This window comes from Blautia sp. Sow4_E7 (assembly GCF_052116245.1).
GTDB lineage: Bacteria > Bacillota > Clostridia > Lachnospirales > Lachnospiraceae > Blautia_A.
In genome coordinates this window covers 16,371-34,103 of the sequence record NZ_JBQKLL010000040.1, presented here as the reverse complement: position 1 = coordinate 34,103, position 17,733 = coordinate 16,371, and the positions used below count along the sequence as shown (strand labels likewise).

The following is a 17,733-nucleotide window of genomic DNA, read 5'->3' as shown; positions in this document are numbered from 1 at the left end:
ATTTTTCGTCATCATAAAAAACACCGCCCTTCTGATATTTATTATATCAGAAAAGCGGTTCCAACAATAGCAAAACCCTGCAAAAGCAGGGCTTTGTCTACAATCTGAAACCCCTTCTATTTAGAAGGAGTTCTTATTTCAAGCGTTTATTTTAATCATTATTTATTTCATTCAAAGCATTAATATAATCAAATTTTACTAGAACTTATTTCTTTTATATTAATAAAAATTGCGTATTTATGTAATTGCAAAAAATAGAACCATTCCTTTCTTTCAGCACAATTCCCGCTGACCTTAGAAATTTTCATAAAAACAGTTCCACCGCTTCTGGATCCTATCCAGAAATACTTTTATGTAACAGAATATTACATAAAAAATCCCCCTAAAACGAGGAGTGCCCCGGCAGTGGCTGCCGGGGCGATTATTATGAAAAAATTTTATGTGTAATGGTGTCATTACAACGTCTTCTGTGTATGTTCTTTCGAACTGATTATATAGTACCAGACACTTATGAATAAAGTATGAACAAATCACAAACGAATAATGAACTTTTGTCTTATTTGCACAATTTATTCTTTCATTTTCCTCTTTTTTTATAAAATTACCACATTCTCATTTTTGCTTTAGCTTGGTAAAGTTATACATTTTGCACATTTTCTTATTCTTATTCGAATAATCCTTTTACAAAATCCAGCAGTTTCGCAACAAGTCCCTTGGCATCGTCCTTGGTAACGCCCATATCCTGGAGCTTATTGTAAACAGAGTTTACATCACTTCTAAGTGCATCCTCATCAATCTTCGCATCCAGAACCTTGCGTACCACTGAAACAAGGGAATCTACGTCAGAATCGGAAAGGGATACCCCGAAATGGTCTGCTGCCTGAGTAACGGCACTTCTTACCTGATCATCTGTAATATTCTGCTGGTCTACCAGATCCTTTGCATACATAATGATGTCTACTGCTTTTCCAGGATCGGAAGCAAGAAAATCAATTCCGCTGTCCAGAAGACTTTCTACAACTTCTGTATCACTGGATGCCATAACCGGCATTGGCATGGAACATGCAAGAACTCCTGCAAGAATAAGTGCTGCTGATTTTTTCATTTTTATCATGATCATTACCTCCTGATTCACAATTGGCGCTGCTGGTCCCTGTTCATAAGCTGACCAGCAACGATTCATATTCTGTTCACAAACTACTGAAATATGGAACCGTAAACTCCGTGTACAGCTCCATTGCGTAGCGCAATAATTTGATTCTGTGCCTCAAATTATTGTTTTATTATACTACACCTTTCTTCTTCATTTGTAAAATGTATCTAAAAACTTTATGATCTTTTTATAATTAATTCCCAAAAACAGCCCTATTTTGCCGTCGGTTACAAATCTTTTTAATTTCGTTCACTAATTTTTCATAAGATAAACACGATTCTTTCAAACTTTCCCGATATACTAGCATCATAAAAATAATAACAGCCAACATTATTTTTATAAAATTTCTTTTTCATATGTCGATCACGGAAACGTGATTGACTCTCCTTCCTTTTAAAAAATATATTTGAGACAAAATAAAAATCACCCGTCTAGCCACCGGGTGATTTTTATTTGCTGCAAAGCATGGACTTTGGCTCGCCTATCGCGTAAATCACAAAAGCGAAGCCCTCGCCCCGCTTTTATCACTTTCATTATTATCTTAATTTATTAAACGCATTCGCCAAATCCGCGAACTCCTTCAATGTCAGCGCTTCGCCTCTCACATTCACCGGAATTCCGGTCTCTGCCATAACTTTCTCAATTTCCTCTTTTGAGAAATCAAGCTCCTGGGAATTCTTAAGTCCGTTTACCAGCGTTTTTCTTCTCTGGTTAAAGGACGCCCGGATCAGACGGAACATCAGCTTCTCATTATCCACCTGCACCGGTGGCTCCTCGTATCTCACCAGCTGGATCACTGCACTTCCAACCTTCGGTCTTGGCATAAAACAGTTAGGCGGAACATTTGCAATGATCTGCGGTCTGGCATAATACTGAACAGCCAGTGACAATGCCCCGTAATCCTTGGTTCCAGGTCCAACCTGCATTCTGTCCGCCACTTCCTTCTGCACCATAATGGTGATGGAAGAGATTGGAACATGATTTTCGAAAAGTCCCATAATGATCGGTGTGGTAATGTAATAGGGCAGATTGGCAACCACCTTGATTGGCTTACCGCCGTTTTTCTCCTGGGCCAGCGCCGCAATATCCACTTTCAGGATATCCTCGTTGATCACAGTTACATTATCCCAATCCTTCAACGTATCGTTTTCCAGAATGGGAATCAGAGTCTTGTCAATCTCAACCGCCACCACTTCTCTGGCAGCCTCAGCCAGATACTGGGTCATAGTTCCTATACCAGGTCCGATCTCCAGGACAAAATCATCCTTGGTGATCTGGGAAGCCTCTATGATTTTCTCCAGAACATGGGTATCGATCAGAAAATTCTGACCAAACCTTTTCTGGAAAGCAAAATTATACTTTTGAAGAACTTCAATGGTATATTTCGGGTTTCCTAAATAAGGTCTGGTCATGTTAATTTCCTCTTTCTTTTTATATTTTTTGAAATTCCTGGACGGCAGCCATAAATGAGCCATGCTTGCATGAGCAAATTTATGGATATGGTCCAGGCTGGACCGAATTCGTAATCCGGGCTATAGCCCGGATTACGAATTCGGTCGGCAGTTACGGGAGTGCCGCAGGCACGGAGACCGGGCGACATATCCTTATCACTTATTTTGCAAAATCTTTCTCATAGAGAACCGTAAATCCGTCACGGTCTACTCTCTTTTTCTTGTTGAATTTCAGAAGTCCACCCTGGGATTTCGCCATTGCTGCGTCAAGCATTTCCTTAACAGCCCCAATGTTCATCGGCTGGTCTTCCTTCTGGTTCACACCGATCAGATTGTACAATGCAAGCATTCCCATCTGATCGATCTTATAACCGTTTTCTTTGGTGTAAACTCTTGCAAAGTTTACAAGCTCATCATTGGTAAATACCGGGATGTTGATCATAGAGGTAAACTTCTTGGCAAATTTCGGGAATCTTGCGATCAGCTTGCGCATTCCGATCTTCTCATCCTCAATGATCACTGTCAGTCCGTCTGTGCGGAACTCCATAGCTTTATCCAGAATATCAACTGTCTCCTGTGTAAGCTGGTTTGCACCCTCGATTACCAGGAAACCACCGCGAAGTTTATTTACCACTTTGGCAATATCCATCTCGTTCAGCTGATCTGCAAATACATAAGCAACCTTGGAAGCCGGCAGATTCAGTTCTTTACAGATTGCCGGGATCAGGCTGGCGATCAGTCTGGTCTTACCAGTTTCTTTACCACCCATGACGATCACGTTTCCGGTCTTGGATGTTTTATCTGCTGCTGCCATCTGCACATCGCAAAGTGCACTGATCAGCTGCTCTTTCATTCCCGGAACCTTTACAAAATATGTAAACAGCTTTTTCTCGTCATCTGTGAGCGCTTTTTCTCTTGGAACAATATCAACAGGATTTCTCTTATCCTTCGGCTGGATGGAATCGATAAACTGCTCAAGCTCTTCCTCCTCGGAAAGCGGCTTGTCAGACTCTTCTTCCTCATCCTGGTCAAAATCAAAGTCTTCGTCCCCTAATTCTTCATCAGAATCTTCCTCTTCGGAATCCTCTGCCTCTTTCTCAGATCCAGCTTTCTCCTCATCGATCACTGGCGGAACATCTTCATCCTCACCAATGCTCTCCTTGAGAAGTTTGGCGATAAATTCATCTTCAGACATAGAATCATCGGAAGGTTCCTCCTTACGGCCTGCTGGTCCATTAAAAAATTCATCCTCAGCAGCCTGAAGATCCTCTTCGGAAAGGAACTCTTCTTCCTCAAGCTCCACAACCGGCTTCTTCTCTTCCGGTTCCTCTTCCACTTCTTCGTCCTCCGGCTGGATCACTTCTTCCGGAATTTCCTCATCCTTCTCTTCTTCAACAGGTTTCTGAGGCTTCATGGAAATTTCTTTTGCCGCCTGGGCAATCTCTTTATTCTCTTCCTCTACCTTCGCTTCGTCAGGCTTCTCATCTGGAATTTCAATTCCCTGGGCAGTAGCTGCTGCCAGAATGGTATCCTCCAGATTAAAGTTTGAGAAATCAAATGCCGGAATCTCTTCTACTTCTTCCTTCTCTTCCGTCGCATCGCTGAAAAGATTATTCTGTGCAGGCGCCTTCGGTACCTCCACCTCTTCTACGGCCATATTTTTCATGGAATCCGGAATATTCAGTGTAGGCATTTTCAGAGTTTCTGCGGAAGGTGCCTCTGCCTTTGCAGCACTTTCGGTTTCTTCCTGCACTTCTTCGGAAGCAGCCGCTTCCTCTTTCACTTCGCTCTCATGATCTGCAGATTCCTTAACTGCATCCACAACTGGCTCCTTCACCTTGCCAGTCTCAGGCTCAAGCTCTGGAACACTCTCATATTCCTTCTCAGAAGCCGGATCACGAAGCATCTCCTCCTGAACTTCCTTGTTCTCCTCGGAAGAAACAATGCTTTCCTCAGTCTCGTCCATCTTACGGTTTCCGAAAATATCACGAAGTCCTTTGGAAATCTTGTCCTGAAGACTCTCTACTCCGTCCAGATCCTCACTCTTGATCTGAATACTCTCAATGCTATCATCATTCTGAGTTTCCTGAGCCTTCTCTTCTTCCTGTACTTTATCTGCATCTTCCGGTTTCAGAAGCTTCGGTACAAACTGCTCTTCATACCGCTCTTTTTCCTCACCAGTCAGGACACCCATACGCTGCTTCAGGTCCATGGCCTTCATTACGTAGCTGCCCTCGTTGAACCAGAGAATGATCTCATTGCAAAGCTCCAGACATTTCTCCTTGTCCCCATCCTGATAATACAGTTTGGCAAGCTCGTAGGACCACTTCTCAGTGAATTCTTTCTCCTTGTACTCTTCCAGAACCTTGATCTGCTCTGCAAGAGGAGTTTTCTTGGCTTTCAGGATCTTATATTTCAGAATATACTGGGTGTTGTCATTTGGTGCAACTTCCCTGTACTCCTGATAAAATTCTACAGCCTCAGAAATTTCGCCCAGTTTCAGGGAAACCTCTACCAGACGATAAAGAATGTTCTTACCAATGGAGGCTCTGTGATAAGCAAGAAGGAAAATTTCCTTACTGTCCTCATAGCGTTTGTTAGCAGCATAGATCTCACCAACTACACAAAGGGTACGAACATTTTTTACACGGCGCCAGTCAATGCTGTCTACCACATTCATGGCTCCTTTATAGTCTTTCTGTTCTACTAAATGGTTAATCTCTTCAAGTTTAACCCGAAATTCCTCTTTGTCCAAATTTTTCACCAACTTTCCATAGTTAATGCCAGTGTAGCATATCGTATAATACTTAGCAAGTTAATTTATCAACAGCGCAGCCCTCGCCGCACTCAAAAAAATGCCCTTGTTTTTCACGTTGGCAAGTAAACCTGTCCTGCCACAACGTGAAACACTTTATTGATCTTGAACTGATGACTGATAAAATCATCCAGACCTGTACAGGTGATCATGGTCTGGATATCATGAATGCTCTCCAGAAGATAATTCTGACGGCTGCTGTCCAGCTCAGAAAGTACATCATCCAGAAGCAGAACCGGTTTGTCATGAATGATCTTCTCCACCAGATAAATCTCTGAAAGCTTCAGGGAAAGGGCTGCTGTCCTCTGCTGCCCCTGGGAACCATATTTGCGGATATCAATTCCGTTTACCGCCACCATCAGGTCATCCCTGTGTGGTCCGGACGAGGTCATTTTCATCCGAAGGTCACGGTCACGGTTGCGGAAAAGGCTCTCTTCCAAAGCCTGGCTTTCCACGCTTGGTTCATAAATTACTTCGATATTTTCGATACCGCCGGTGAGATTTCTGTGGATCTCCTTAATGATCTCATTCAGGGATTCCACAAATTCTCTTCTTTTGTCAATGATCTTACGGCCATAATTTACCAGCTGCATGTCCCACACATCAAGAGTCGCCCCAAGATCCGGCTGCTTATACATATCCTTCAGCAGCTTATTTCTCTGGTTCAGCACATGATTGTATCCGGCAAGATCTGTGAGATACAGTTTATCCAGCTGGCAAAGCTCCGCGTCCATGAATCTTCGCCGCTCTCCCGGACCATTTTTGATAATATTCAGGTCCTCGGGGGAAAAGAAAACCAGATTCACAACACCGAGAAGCTCTCTTGCCTTCTTTATGGGAAGCCCGTTGATGGCCACGCCCTTGGCTTTATTTTTCCTAAGGTGCATGTCAATCTTGTAGGACATGGAATCTTTTCCAACCATCATGCGGATATGGGATTCCTCCTGGTCAAACCGGATGATCTCCCGGTCCTTGCTGCCCTTGTGGGACTTGCTGGTTCCACACAGATAGACAGATTCCAGGATATTCGTCTTTCCCTGGGCGTTATCCCCGTAGAAAATGTTGGTTCCCTTGTCAAAAGAAAGCTCCAGCGATTCATAATTTCTGAAATTGCTTAATTTTATGGATTCAATATAGGCCATTTTATTCGTTTCCTGACAGAACCTTCACATCCTGGCCATTATAGGAAATAACGTCACCGCCATATACCTTGCGGCCTCTTCGGGTGTCCACCTCTCCATTTACTTTTACAAGTCCGTCGTTTATCACATATTTTGCTTCAACACCGTCTGAAACAAGGTCTGCAAGCTTCAACGCCTGTCCCAGCTTGATAAATTCATCTCTGATTCTGATTTCCAATTTTTTGCCTCCACTCTTCTGGCAGATGATAACAGCTGTTCATTCTTCCAAGCCCCGATCTGCCATCCGTCTTCACTTCCATTACTCTTCCAATTATCCGCTGCGCTTCGCACTTTAACCCGCAACAATTATCTCGCCTGGTTCTGATTTATGTTAACCGGAAGGATCAGGTAGGTGTAAGTTTCCTCTTCATCCCTGATAAAACAAGGTGCTTTCGGGTTTACCAGGTAAATGTCAATGGTCTCATCATCAATAACCTTCAATGCGTCGATCAGGAACTTGGGATTAAATCCGATCAGGATATCTTTTCCCTCTTTCTCAATGTCAATATCCTCATTCATGGAACCCATTGCAGAATCAATCTTCAGCTCCATGCTGTCATCTGTAATATGGATAATGATCGGTTTCTTATCTCCTTCTCTTACAAGAAGTGTGGCACGGTCGATACAATCCAGGAATTCTTTTTTGTTAATGGAAAGCTTGGTCTCATAATCACTGGAAAGCATCTGGTCAATACGGAAATATTCGCCTTCGATCAGACGGGAAACTACCATAGTCTGGTCAAATTCAAATAAAATATGATTATTGGTAAAGAAAATGCTGACTACATCATCCATTTCTCCGGATAAGATCTTACTGATCTCATTGAGAGTCTTTCCTGGAACTACAACCTTGCGGTCAGAATAGTCTTTTTTCAGAGGCATTTTGCGGATTGCAATACGGTGTCCGTCCAGGGAAACAATTTTCAGACAATTATCCTTAATTTCAAACAGCTCACCAGTCATTAATTTGTTGTTATCGTTGACTGCAATTGAGAATATTGTCTGATAAATCATATTCTTTAATGTGTATTGAGAGATAGTTAATGGTTCATCTCGCTCAATCAAAGGAAGATATGCGAAATCTTCTCCTGATTTTCCAGGAATATTGAATTTCGCTTTCTCACAGGTGATGGTTGCAGCAAATTTTTCATCAGTTTTAATGGTAACATCGTTGTCTGGAAGTCTTCGGATAATTTCATAGAAGATCTTCGCATTCAGAGCAACCATTCCTTTTTCTTCTATAGTACCGTCAACGATGGTTTCGATTCCAAGTTCCATGTCATTGGTAGTGAATTTGATCTGGTTGGTTGTTGCATCGATCAGAATACATTCCAGAATTGGCATTGTTGTTTTGGATGGTACAGCTTTTAAGGAAATGCTGACGCTCTTCAACAAATTACTTTTGGAGCAAATGATTTTCATAATGTGTATAACTTCCTTTCTGGAGAAAATGGGTTTTTCATTAAATATATTTAAGAAGATATCCGCAGTATCCGCCGTAGGGGATGTGAATATGTGAAAAACTCACTTCCGCCCAGTGAATAAAAGGGTTTCGGATATGGATAACTTCGTGTAAAAGCATTGGTTTAGGGTGTGAATAACCTGTGTAAAACCACATCAGCGATTTTGGCGCCGAAAGTTATTCACATTAATACACATAATGTCAACATCTTATACACATGAAATGTGGAAAAAATGTGTTAAGTTTGTGGATTAATTTTTTTCTTTAAGGTATCGATGGTGCTCTGCAGCTGTTCGTTGGTCTGGAGTTCCTTTTCGATCTTTTCTACGCCGTGCATAACTGTGGTATGGTCACGATTTCCAAGATACTGGCCTACATTTTTCAGCGGGATCGCCAGAATTTCACGGCAAAGGTACATAGCGACCTGTCTTGGCATTACGATTTTGGAACTTCTCTTATTTCCGCAAAGATCTGCAGTACTTACATTAAAATGCTCTGCTACCATAGAAATAATGTAGTCTGCGGTGATCTGTTTATTTTCATTTGGTGCGATAATATCCTTCAGAGCCTGCTCTGCAAGTTCCAGGGTAACCTCTTTTTTCTCAAGTTTTGCGTAAGCAACTACCTTATTAAAGGCACCTTCCAGTTCACGGATGTTGGATTTGATGTTATTGGCAATATATTTGATAACATCTTCGCTTACATTATAGCCGTCCATGTCTTCTTTCTTATGAAGAATGGCCATTCGGGTCTCGTAATCCGGCAGGGTGATATCCACGATCAGTCCCCATTCGAATCTTGAACGGAAACGTTCATCCAGAATCTCCATATCCTTTGGCGGTTTATCGGAAGATATAATGATCTGTTTGTTCGCGCTGTAAAGGCTGTTAAAGGTGTGGAAAAATTCCTCCTGTGTGGATTCCTTTCCTATAATAAACTGAATATCGTCGATCAGAAGGACGTCAATGTTACGGTACTTCTCACGGAATTTGCTCATGGCGGTGTTGTTTCCGTTACGGATGGTCTCGATCAGTTCATTGGTAAATTCCTCACTGGTAACATAGAGAACCTTGCTGTTATCATCGTTTTCAATAATAAAGTGGGCGATGGAATGCATAAGGTGAGTCTTTCCAAGTCCGGCGCCACCGTAGATAAACAGCGGATTGTAGGTATTTCCAGGAGATTCCGCTACTGCCAGGGCTGCTGCCTGAGCCAGCTTGTTGTTGCTGCCCACAATAAAAGTATTGAATGTATATTTCGGGTTCAGATTTGCTTCTTCGCATCTGTCCTTAAAACGGCTGTTCTGATCAGGTGCAGCTTCGGAAGTGGATTTCTTCGCTGGAACGTCTTCTGGAAGGATAAATTTCACTTCGCAGTCGGTCATTCCGGTGACTTCGCTTATGGTAACCTGCAGAGGCAGTTTGTAATTCTTATTAATGTAGCTTAATCGCACCTGGTCGGAAGCGACGATGGTAACTACATTTCCACTGACATCATAAACCTTCAGGGGTTTCAGCCAGGTGTCGAAGCGAACATCGGAAAGATCGTGCTCCTTTTTCACAATTTCCAGGATTTCATCCCATTTTTCTATTACTGTGCTCATTTTTTCCTCCCGTACACATCTGATGGATGCTGTTTTGGCTGCGTTTCGCAACGTATTCTTTCTTAATTAAGTGATGCCGTCCGTCGGCGACATGTCCGTTTATCAAAATATCAGTTATAAACAGGAGATCCTCTGGAGGATACAGGTAAAAAAATGATTTAATTTACTGGTATTTTGATAAACGGACATAAATATCCTTATATATATTATAATAAATCCTGTCTTTTCGCAACGACAAAATCTTATTTATATAGGAAATTTATGTGGAAAATTAGTTGCTGTGAACTATGTTCACAAAAAACACCTCGCGGAATATTACCAGTGAACAGTAACTGGAAAATTATGCACATTATTATGGATAGCCGTAAAAGTAGGACTGTCTGGGTTGGAAAATGTAGTTTTTCATAAGAAAATAGGAAAAATAACTGGGGAAAAGTGCAGAATTGTCCACAAAACATCCACAATTTAAAAAAATTGCAGTGGATAATAAAAAAATTCCAGGAAAAAGATGGGGGATATCTTGTGAATAAACTGGAAAGTTATCAACATTTTGTGTGTGGATAAATGTGGATAAAAGGTTGATAACTATTCTGGTTACCATAACATGGTTTTACAGGTTTCAATAATGAAAAATTATGTGTATAACTCTATCCACTGTCGAATCCCCTCGAAAAACATGGATTTTTGTGATATTTGCGTTAAAATCAACAGTCAAAAGTGGATATTTTTGCTGACAATCCCCAGGTTATCCACAAGTTATCCACAAAATGTGGATAATGTTACGTAAACCTTTTTAAAATGACAGGTTATGCACAGTGTGGAAAACTTTGTGGATAATAAAAATTCGATTTTGCAAGAATTTTTACTTGACGGGAAGGGCATTTATGAATATAATTGAAATGATGTTCTGATTAGGTTAATAATTTTAAATTCCATATAGATAAAGGAGGTGCTTTACCTATGAAAATGACATTTCAGCCGAAAAAAAGATCTAGAGCGAAAGTCCATGGCTTCAGAGCTCGTATGAGCACAAAAGGCGGACGTAAAGTATTAGCTGCCAGAAGATTAAAAGGAAGAAAGCAGTTATCTGCTTAAGACCGTTAAGACCGCAGTTACTGTGGTCTTTTCTTCTATACAGAAATAATTATTTTAATATCATATAAAGGAGAATCAGATGGAATACTCAGACTCCTTAAAGAAAAATAACGAATTCCAAAAGGTATACCGAAAAGGAACATCACAGGCAAATCGGTATCTGGTGATGTATGTGCTTGAGAACCATGACAGGCACATGGAGAATCGTCTGGGAATATCCGTAAGTAAAAAAGTAGGGAATAGTGTGGTACGCCACAGAGTCACCAGACTGATACGAGAGAGTTACCGCCTGAATGAGAGATCCTTCCGTCAGGGACTGGACATTGTCGTAGTAGCAAGACCAAATGCAAAGGACAAGTCCTATCAGGAGATCGAGAGTGCGCTTATGCACCTGGCAGGCAGAATGAAGGTACGCCGTGAGGCTGAGCTTCATACAGAAGAATCAAGGGAACTGAAAAAAGCAGAGGAATAATGCTGACTTGTTGTAAATGAGCTGTTTGCGACAGGAAATCAGCTGAAGTTCTATATAGCGTTTTGCAGGAGAGTTTATCATGAACAGATTTAGTCCAAAGAATATCATGATCTACATGATTCGTCTCTATCAGAAATATATATCGCCGATGAAGAGAACAAAATGTCCTTATATTCCCACATGTTCTCAATATGGTTTAGAAGCAATTCAAAAATATGGTGCATTAAAGGGCGGGCTTCTGGCAGTGTGGAGAATTTTGCGCTGCAATCCTTTTTCACATGGAGGATACGATCCTGTACCATAAACCGTACTGGAAGAATTAGTGTCCAATAAACGACACTTTAAACTGAATTTCAGCACAAAAACTCAAACTTTGACAATTGAATAGTTACACCGAAAAAGCCTAGGAGGAAACAAACTTGGATATGATTTTATTGACGAAGAGCAGTGTTCCGATTATCGGACAGGTTGCTTCTATTATGGGCTGGATCATGGACGGAATCTACAGAGTTCTTGATCTGGTGGGTATTCAGAACCTGGGTCTTTGTATCATCATCTTCAGTATTATTATTTATGCGCTGATGACACCATTGTCCATCAAGCAGCAGAAGTTTTCTAAGTTAAGCTCCGTTATGCAGCCAGAACTTCAGAAAATCCAGAAGAAATACAAAGATAAAAAAGACCAGGCATCCATGCAGAAAATGCAGGAAGAGACTCAGCTTGTATACCAGAAATACGGTGTTTCACCTACCGGTAGCTGTGTGCAGCTGTTGATCCAGTTTCCTGTCCTGATGGCGTTATGGCAGGTTATTTACAAAATTCCAGGTTACGTTGGAAGTGTAAAGAACGTATTTACAGGCCTTGTTGACCAGATCGTAAGCGTAAATGGCTATACAGATCTGATCCAGAACTTTATCACAGACAACAAGATGACCCGTGTACAGCTTGCTCTTGATAATGGAAAAGCTACCAGCAACTCTGTAATTGATTTCCTTTATGCATTATCTCCTTCCCAGTGGAAAGATCTTGCATCCATGGATCAGTTTAAAGGATTTGCAGATACCATCAACACAACATCTGCCGAGATTTCCAAGATGCAGAACTTCTTCGGTCTGAACATTGCAGATCAGCCTCTGAACTACATTAAGGCTGCTTTTGTAGGAGGCTCTATCGCTCTTGCAATCGCTGCAATCCTGATCCCGATCCTTGCTTGGGCAACTCAGGTCCTGAACTATAAGCTTATGCCCCAGGCAGCAGCTTCCGGTGATGGAACCGCTGATACCATGCAGGCTTCCATGAAGACCATGAACACAGTTATGCCGCTTATGTCAGCTGTATTCTGTTTCACATTCCCGGTAGGTCTTGGTATTTACTGGATCGCAAGTGCTGTTGTAAGAAGTATCCAGCAGCTTTTGATCAACCGTCACCTTGACAAGATGGATATCAATGATCTGGTAAACGAGAATATGAAGAAGATCGAGAAACAGCGTGCGAAAGAGGGACTTCCGCCGCAGAAGATCACAAATCAGGCAAACCAGTCTACCAAGAATATCAACACCAAGATTGATAAAGGTTCCAGCAACACCAATGCAGAAGAGAGAGCCAAAAAAGTAGAGGAATCCTACCAGAATGCAAGAAACGCAAAACCTGGAAGTATTACAGCAAAAGCAAATATGGTCAGGGATTTTGATGAGAGAAACAAGAAGAAGTAATTGTCAGTTACGGAGGGTTTCATAGATGGAGGAATTTATCCAGTTTTCAGCAAAGACGAAGAATGAAGCAATCACCAAGGCGTGCATCGAATTAGGTGTATCCAGTGATCAGCTGGATATTGAAATGGTTTCTGAAGGTAGTTCCGGATTTTTTGGTATCGGAAGCAAACCTGCAATCATCAAAGCACGCAAGATCAATACCGTTTCCGCAGAGGATGAGTTACAGGCGGTCGTTGACACTGTGAAGGTGGATGCGATCAAAGAAGAGCAGACAAGAAAGCCTGCCAGATCTTTTGCAAAATCTGAGAAACCGGCACCAAAGAGTGAACCGGTGAAAGAAAAAGCACCTGTAAAAGAAGCAAAAGAGCCGAAGCCTTTTAAAGAAACAAAAGAAAAACAGCCGCGCCAGCCGAAAGAGAAAACTTTCAAGGAGCGTCCTGTAAAAGAAAAACCGGCAAAAGAAAAAATGCCGAAGGAGCCAAGAGAAGAGAAGCCGAGACAGTCCAAACCTGTTGAGATCATCACAGATCCGGCTGAGATCAAAGACGTAGAAGAGAGAGCAATCGTTTTCCTTCGCGACGTATTTGCATCCATGAATCTTGGTGAAGTCCAGATCACTTCCAAATACAACACAAATGACGGTTGCCTGGAAGTTGCTTTCGAGGGAGAGGATATGGGAATCCTGATCGGTAAGAGAGGACAGACCCTTGATTCCCTTCAGTATCTTACAAGCCTTGTTGTAAACAAGGACAAATCCAACTATATCAGAGTGAAGCTGGATACAGAGGATTACCGCAGACGCCGTAAAGAGACTCTGGAGAATCTTGCAAGAGGAATTGCCTACAAGGTTAAGAAGACCAGAAAGCCAGTTGTACTTGAGCCTATGAACCCATATGAGAGAAGGATCATCCACTCAGCACTTCAGGGCAACAAGTATGTGGAGACTGTCAGCGAGGGCGAAGAGCCGTATCGTCACGTAGTTGTGAAATTAAAAAGATGGTAAATCAAAAGTAAGCCGCAGAGATTTTTCCCAGGTGGCTTGCATAAAGCACTTGAATGTGTTATAAAAGATTTGCAGAATGAATAAGAGGTTATTCCAGGTGAAAGATGGAAGAACTGAAGCGTTATGCTTTTGTTTTTGGTATCTTTCCCTGGGGTAACTTTTTTTGTATAATAAATAAAATTGCAGTTAAAATTTACATGGAGGAAATCACATGAATACAACAATTGCAGCGATATCTACTGCTGTGAGTGCTTCGGGAATCGGAATCATCCGGATCAGCGGCCCGGAAGCCATGGACGTTATATCCCGCATTTACCGTTCCAAGGGCGGGAAAAAGAAGATTAAAGAAGTGCCCACCCATACCATTCATTATGGTTATATTTATGACGGGGAAGAAATCGTGGATGAAGTTCTGGTCATGGTTATGCGTGCACCCAAAACATTCACAGGAGAAGATACCGTGGAGATTGACTGTCACGGCGGTGTCTATGCCATGAACCGGGTTCTGGAGACGGTTTTGAAAAACGGCGCCAAGATCGCCGGCCCCGGAGAGTTTACCAAGAGAGCCTTCTTAAATGGCAGGCTGGATCTTTCCCAGGCAGAGGCAGTTATGGACGTGATCCAGGCTAAGAATGAATATGCCCTGAAGAGCTCCATGAGCCAGCTGAAAGGCTCTGTGCAGAAGACCATCAAGGAGATCCGAAGCGACCTGATCTACGAGATTGCTTTTATCGAGTCTGCCCTGGATGATCCAGAGCACATCAGCCTGGATGGATATCCACAGAAACTACACGGAATTGTGGAAAAAGAACAGAAATCCATTGAAGAACTGTTGAAAACTTCCGCAGACGGCAAGATCATCCGGGAGGGAATTGAGACGGTTATTGTGGGCAAGCCGAACGCAGGTAAGTCCTCCCTGTTAAATCTTCTTGTAGGGGAAAATAAGGCCATTGTAACGGATATTGAGGGTACTACAAGGGATATTCTGGAGGAGTATATCACCCTTCATGGAATTACCCTGAAGATTGTGGATACTGCAGGTATCCGTGAGACAGAGGATGTGGTGGAAAAGATTGGCGTTTCCCGGGCGCGCGAGGTTGCCAAGGGAGCGGATCTGGTGCTGTATGTGGTGGATAGTTCCACTCCTCTGGATGAAAATGACGAAGAGATCATGGAAATGCTGAAGGGCAGAAAAGCCATTGTGCTGTACAATAAGACAGATCTTGAGGCGGCTGTAAGCATGGAAGAATTAAAAGAGAAAATGGATCACCCGATCATTCCCATTTCTGCGAAAGAGGAGACCGGGATCGCGCAGCTGGCCGATACCATTAAGACCATGTTTTTCACCGGAAAAATTTCTTTTAATGATGAGGTTTATATTACAAATGCACGTCATAAAGAGGCGCTGGAAGAGGCAGCAGACAGCCTTGCGATGGTAAAACAGAGTATCGAGGATGGCATGCCGGAAGATTTCTTTTCCATTGATCTGATGGCTGGATATGGAAGCCTTGGAAAAATTACCGGGGAAGAAGTTGGGGAAGATCTGGTGAATGAGATTTTTAGTAAGTTTTGTATGGGTAAATAGTTGCCAAATTGCTGTGGCTGGTTAGGAGCGTTGTAGTTGGCAATTAAAAATTTGGAATTTGTGTGTGGATTATATGAGGAGATAGATTTAAGATGAAAAATTTAGAACAAAGCTTTGACATAGTAGTTGTCGGTGCCGGTCATGCTGGCTGTGAGGCTGCGCTGGCAGGGGCAAGACTGGGATTAAATACGATCATGTTTACGGTAAGTGCAGAGAGCATTGCGCTGATGCCCTGTAATCCCAATGTAGGTGGAAGCTCCAAGGGTCATCTGGTGCGTGAACTTGATGCCCTTGGCGGTGAGATGGGAAAGAATATTGATAAGACTTTTATCCAGTCCAAAATGCTGAACTGCTCCAAAGGCCCGGCAGTTCATTCCCTTCGTGCCCAGGCTGACAAGCAGGCCTACAGTAATGAAATGAGAAAGACCTTGGAAAACCAGGAGAACCTGACTATCCGCCAGGGAGAGGTTACCAAGCTTCTTGTGGAGGACGGAAAAATCACTGGCGTGAAGACTTATTCCGGTGCTGTTTACCATTGTAAGGCGGTTGTTTTGTGTACAGGAACCTATCTGAAAGCACGCTGCATTTACGGTGATGTAAGCAATTATACAGGCCCGAATGGTCTGCAGGCTGCCAATTATCTGACCGATTCCCTGAAAGAACTGGGAATCGAAATGTTCCGTTTTAAGACAGGAACACCGGCGCGAATTGCAGGAAATACCATTGACTATAGCAAAATGGAAGAGCAGTTTGGTGACGAGAGAGTAGTGCCGTTTTCCTTTTCCACAGATCCGGAGGACGTGCAGATCCAGCAGAAATCCTGCTGGCTGACTTACACCAATGAGACAACTCACGACATCATCCGCGCCAACCTGGACCGTTCTCCGCTGTATTCTGGCATGATCGAGGGAACCGGACCACGTTATTGCCCGTCTATTGAGGATAAAGTAGTTCGTTTTGCAGATAAAAAGAGACACCAGGTGTTCATTGAGCCGGAGGGACTTTATACAAATGAGATGTACATTGGCGGTATGTCAAGCTCCCTGCCGGAAGATGTGCAGGAGGAAATGTACCACAGCGTACCAGGCCTTGAGCATGCAAAAATCGTGAAGAATGCGTATGCCATTGAGTACGATTGCATTAATCCAAGACAGCTTTATCCAACACTGGAGTTTAAGAAAATCAAGGGACTTTTTAGCGGCGGACAGTTTAACGGAAGCTCCGGATACGAGGAGGCAGCAGCCCAGGGTCTGATCGCTGGTATCAATGCAGCCATGGAAGTGCTAGGAAAAGAGCAGCTGATCCTGGATCGTTCTGAGGCTTATATCGGCGTTTTGATTGACGATCTGGTTACAAAAGAGAACCATGAGCCATATAGAATGATGACCAGCCGCGCAGAATATCGTCTCCTTCTCCGCCAGGATAATGCGGACCTGAGACTTCGGAAAAAAGGCTGGGAGGTAGGTCTTGTTGATGACGAAACCTATGCAAAAGTAGTGGAAAAAGAGCGCTTGATCAAGGAAGAGATCCAGCGTGTGGAGAATACAAATGTGGGTATGACAGAGGCTGTTCAGAGCCTTCTGGAAAGCAAGGGAAGCACACCACTTAAGTCCGGAATCAGTCTTGCAGAGCTGATCCGCAGACCGGAGCTTTCTTATGAGGATGTGGCGCCTATTGATAAGAACCGTCCGGAGCTTGCCTGGGATGTGCAGGAGCAGGTGAATATTAACATTAAATACGACGGCTATATCCGCCGTCAGATGAAGCAGGTAGAGCAGTTTAAGAAGCTGGAAGCCAAGAAGATCCCGGAGGATCTGGACTATGAGAAGGTGAAGAGCCTGCGTATTGAAGCACGCCAGAAACTGGAACTGTACCGACCGGTTTCAATTGGACAGGCATCCCGAATTTCCGGGGTTTCACCGGCGGATATTTCGGTGCTGCTGGTTTATATGGAGCAGTATGGGAAGGAACGTCGCTAAACGGACGCGTTTCTGCAAGTAATATTCCACGCAGGTCGGTTGGGCACTACGGTGAACTAACTGATAACTACGACTAAGACGCTCGGGAGAGCTCTCTCGTCTAAGTCAACCTGACCAGTGGATTTCACCTTCGTTAAAAACGCACCTGAAATGACCAGCTAATGGATATTACTTGCAAAAACGCTGTGTATTAGCAACTGGAAAGTAAAAAAGTAAGTAGTT

At 42.8% G+C, this 17,733-nt stretch carries 14 protein-coding genes; 7 read left to right on the top strand and 7 right to left on the bottom strand.

What is annotated here, in order from left to right:
- Positions 1–664: 664 nt before the first annotated feature.
- From ACTQ50_RS16260 to dnaA, 7 genes are all read right to left on the bottom strand, one after another.
- A complete protein-coding gene (locus tag ACTQ50_RS16260; protein WP_441485054.1) occupies positions 665–1,114 on the bottom strand; it encodes a DUF1002 domain-containing protein in 450 nt (149 codons plus the stop codon).
- Positions 1,115–1,689: 575 nt separating this feature from the next.
- Positions 1,690–2,565 carry a 16S rRNA (adenine(1518)-N(6)/adenine(1519)-N(6))-dimethyltransferase RsmA gene (rsmA, locus tag ACTQ50_RS16255; protein WP_441485053.1) on the bottom strand — a complete coding sequence of 292 codons (876 nt, stop codon included), beginning with the start codon at positions 2,563–2,565 and terminating at the stop codon, positions 1,690–1,692.
- 199 nt (positions 2,566–2,764) lie between these two features.
- Positions 2,765–5,368 carry a hypothetical protein gene (locus ACTQ50_RS16250; protein ID WP_441485052.1) on the bottom strand — a complete coding sequence of 868 codons (2,604 nt, stop codon included), beginning with the start codon at positions 5,366–5,368 and terminating at the stop codon, positions 2,765–2,767.
- A gap of 104 nt (positions 5,369–5,472) precedes the next feature.
- A complete protein-coding gene (recF, locus tag ACTQ50_RS16245; RefSeq protein ID WP_441485051.1) occupies positions 5,473–6,561 on the bottom strand; it encodes a DNA replication/repair protein RecF in 1,089 nt (362 codons plus the stop codon).
- Between the two features lies 1 nt (position 6,562).
- The gene (locus ACTQ50_RS16240; protein WP_021924414.1) at positions 6,563–6,778 is read right to left on the bottom strand and encodes an RNA-binding S4 domain-containing protein; all 216 of its coding nucleotides are present in this window, start codon (positions 6,776–6,778) and stop codon (positions 6,563–6,565) included.
- A gap of 128 nt (positions 6,779–6,906) precedes the next feature.
- Positions 6,907–8,022 carry a DNA polymerase III subunit beta gene (dnaN, locus tag ACTQ50_RS16235; protein ID WP_441485050.1) on the bottom strand — a complete coding sequence of 372 codons (1,116 nt, stop codon included), beginning with the start codon at positions 8,020–8,022 and terminating at the stop codon, positions 6,907–6,909.
- A 278-nt stretch (positions 8,023–8,300) separates the two neighbouring features.
- A complete protein-coding gene (dnaA, locus tag ACTQ50_RS16230; protein ID WP_226821024.1) occupies positions 8,301–9,665 on the bottom strand; it encodes a chromosomal replication initiator protein DnaA in 1,365 nt (454 codons plus the stop codon).
- A 960-nt stretch (positions 9,666–10,625) separates the two neighbouring features.
- Between dnaA and rpmH the strand changes: the two genes are divergently transcribed.
- From rpmH to mnmG, 7 genes are all read left to right on the top strand, one after another.
- A complete protein-coding gene (gene rpmH / locus ACTQ50_RS16225) occupies positions 10,626–10,760 on the top strand; it encodes a 50S ribosomal protein L34 (RefSeq protein WP_005423866.1) in 135 nt (44 codons plus the stop codon).
- Between the two features lie 79 nt (positions 10,761–10,839).
- Positions 10,840–11,232 (top strand): ribonuclease P protein component, encoded by a 393-nt coding sequence (rnpA, locus tag ACTQ50_RS16220; protein WP_441485049.1) that lies wholly within the window; start codon positions 10,840–10,842, stop codon positions 11,230–11,232.
- 79 nt (positions 11,233–11,311) lie between these two features.
- Positions 11,312–11,536: a membrane protein insertion efficiency factor YidD gene (gene yidD, locus ACTQ50_RS16215; protein WP_441485048.1), complete on the top strand. Its 225-nt coding sequence runs from the start codon at positions 11,312–11,314 to the stop codon at positions 11,534–11,536.
- Positions 11,537–11,657: 121 nt separating this feature from the next.
- Positions 11,658–12,944 (top strand): membrane protein insertase YidC, encoded by a 1,287-nt coding sequence (yidC, locus tag ACTQ50_RS16210; protein WP_441485055.1) that lies wholly within the window; start codon positions 11,658–11,660, stop codon positions 12,942–12,944.
- Positions 12,945–12,969: 25 nt separating this feature from the next.
- Positions 12,970–13,947: an RNA-binding cell elongation regulator Jag/EloR gene (gene jag, locus ACTQ50_RS16205; protein ID WP_441485047.1), complete on the top strand. Its 978-nt coding sequence runs from the start codon at positions 12,970–12,972 to the stop codon at positions 13,945–13,947.
- A 211-nt stretch (positions 13,948–14,158) separates the two neighbouring features.
- Complete coding sequence (gene mnmE, locus ACTQ50_RS16200; RefSeq protein WP_441485046.1) at positions 14,159–15,532, top strand: tRNA uridine-5-carboxymethylaminomethyl(34) synthesis GTPase MnmE; 1,374 nt, start codon at positions 14,159–14,161, stop codon at positions 15,530–15,532.
- Positions 15,533–15,624: 92 nt separating this feature from the next.
- The gene (mnmG, locus tag ACTQ50_RS16195) at positions 15,625–17,511 is read left to right on the top strand and encodes a tRNA uridine-5-carboxymethylaminomethyl(34) synthesis enzyme MnmG (protein ID WP_441485045.1); all 1,887 of its coding nucleotides are present in this window, start codon (positions 15,625–15,627) and stop codon (positions 17,509–17,511) included.
- Positions 17,512–17,733: the final 222 nt, after the last annotated feature.